1 protein-coding gene is annotated in these 2,080 nt (G+C 58.3%); it reads left to right on the top strand.

Translation table 11 applies throughout. The annotated features are described in order from the left end of the window. Positions 1-142 precede the first annotated feature (142 nt). The gene (locus QDY28_RS30800) at positions 143-1,570 is read left to right on the top strand and encodes an ISNCY family transposase (RefSeq protein ID WP_331384849.1); all 1,428 of its coding nucleotides are present in this window, start codon (positions 143-145) and stop codon (positions 1,568-1,570) included. Positions 1,571-2,080 lie beyond the last annotated feature (510 nt).

Raw genomic sequence — 2,080 nt, 5'->3', positions numbered from 1 at the left:
TGTAAGGGCTATTTAGTAATGCGACAGTTGGGCCAGTTAGAGATGCGACAGTCTCGCCTCTCGACGCACTGGTCAATGCCAACGTTGGGAGCAAGGATGACGACCTTCAGCCTGGTCGAGACCATGAGCGGTTGGAGTTGTCGTGTCCTGTTTGATCACCATGTCGCAGAAAGAGTTGCATCGCCTCGAAGTCGTCCGGAAGATCCGCGGTCAGCGTCTGAGCGTTGTCCAGGCTGCCGAACTGCTCGATCTCAGCCGAAGTCAGGTCCACAGGCTGCTGCAGGCCTATGACCGTTCCGGTGAAGCCGGCCTTGTTTCGAAGAAGCGATCGAGACCGAGCAATCGGCGCCACAGTGAGGATTTTCGCAATGCAGCGCTAGATCTGATCCGCGAACGCTATCTGGATTTCGGTCCGACGCTGGCTCGCGAGAAGCTGATCGAGCTGCATCACATTTCGGTCGCCAAGGAGACGTTGCGGCAATGGATGACGGAAGCCGGCATCTGGATCTCGCGACGCGAGCGCAAGAAGCGGGTTTTCCAGCCACGTGGTCGGCGTGATTGTTTCGGCGAACTTGTCCAGATCGATGGCTCGCATCACTGGTGGTTCGAGAATCGCGGCCCCAAATGCGCCCTGCTCGTCTACATCGATGACGCCACCGGCAAGCTGCTCCATCTGCGGTTCGCCGGGTCGGAGAATACGTTCGACTATCTCCATGCGACGAAGGCCTATCTGCAGCAATGGGGCAAGCCCCTGGCATTCTACAGCGACAAGCACGGCGTCTTTCGTTCAACCCATGCGTCGGAGAAGGACCGGACGAGCGGCCTGACGCAGTTCGGCCGGGCGCTCTATGAGCTGAACATCGACATCATCTGCGCCAACACCCCGCAGGCCAAGGGTCGCGTGGAACGCGCCAATCAGACGCTGCAGGATCGGCTGGTGAAGGAATTGCGGCTTCGTGGCATCGACACGATCGAAGCGGCAAACCTCTATGCGCCGGAATTCATTGCGGATTTCAATGCCCGCTTCGGCAAACAGCCACGCAATCCGAAGGACATGCACCGGCCGCTGGCCGATCACGAGAACCTTGATGGCGCCATGTGCCGCAAGGAAGTCCGCACGCTGTCGCAGGCTTTGACGCTGCGCTACGACAAGGTGCTGTTCATTCTCGATCCGACCGACGTTTCCAGGCCCTTGGCCGGCCAAAAGGTGATTGTTTGCGATTATCCGGACGGTCGCCTCGAGATCATGCACGAGAGTTTTGCCCTACCCTACAGAACCTTTGACAAGCTGCGGTCGGTCCATCGGCCGGAAGTCGTCGACAACAAGCGTCTGGACGACATGCTGTCTGTTGTCGCCGAGATGCAGGCTGGACGAGAACAGCAACGGAGCAAGAGCGGCCCTCGCCGTACCGGACAGACGGATCATATGTTCGGCATTCGCGACGGCAGCACGGCGAACGGCTATCAGAAGTGTGGCCGCAAACCAGGACCGAGGACGGATTTCATGAACGATCCGGAGGTGATTGCCAAAAGACAGAAGGCTCTTGCGAAGATGGAGGCAGCGGAATGATTATCGGTTCCACGCCCTTGCAAAAGCATTTGCGGCGCTCCAAGGTCAGCGCATGCTTCTTGACCATCTCGGCAGCCAGATATTTCGAATGATTTACAATCGCGCGATGGAGTTTAGATGGGACGACGAGGAAAAGGTCGGCGTCCTAATGTTCAAAGGCCGAACGTTCCAGATTGAAGGCTACCTGGATGCTTTCAACTGCCGTAAGCGTGCCGAGGAGATGGCAGCGCAGCGGGGCTGGAAAAGGCCTCCCGACAAAATCCGCAACAGGGTTTCGAAGCAATCCTCGTAACACGGTCGGATGACCGCTGTTGGCGCAATCTCAAGAAGCGCAAGCAATCTCAAACTAAGGAAGCTAAAGCCGAGGGGTGCGTCTCACCCGCCCCCGCTCCTCCCTTGCAACCCGGCCCAGCCGGTCGGACCGGGGGCTGATCGTCGGAGCAAGTGACGAGCCATGACTGTCGCATTTCTAACTGGCTGGCAGCGTCGCGCCTCTAACCAGCTTTGACA

Origin of the sequence: Rhizobium sp. BR 362 (genome assembly GCF_036528765.1) — a bacterium.
GTDB lineage: Bacteria > Pseudomonadota > Alphaproteobacteria > Rhizobiales > Rhizobiaceae > Rhizobium.
This window is presented reverse-complemented; position numbering and strand designations above follow the sequence as displayed.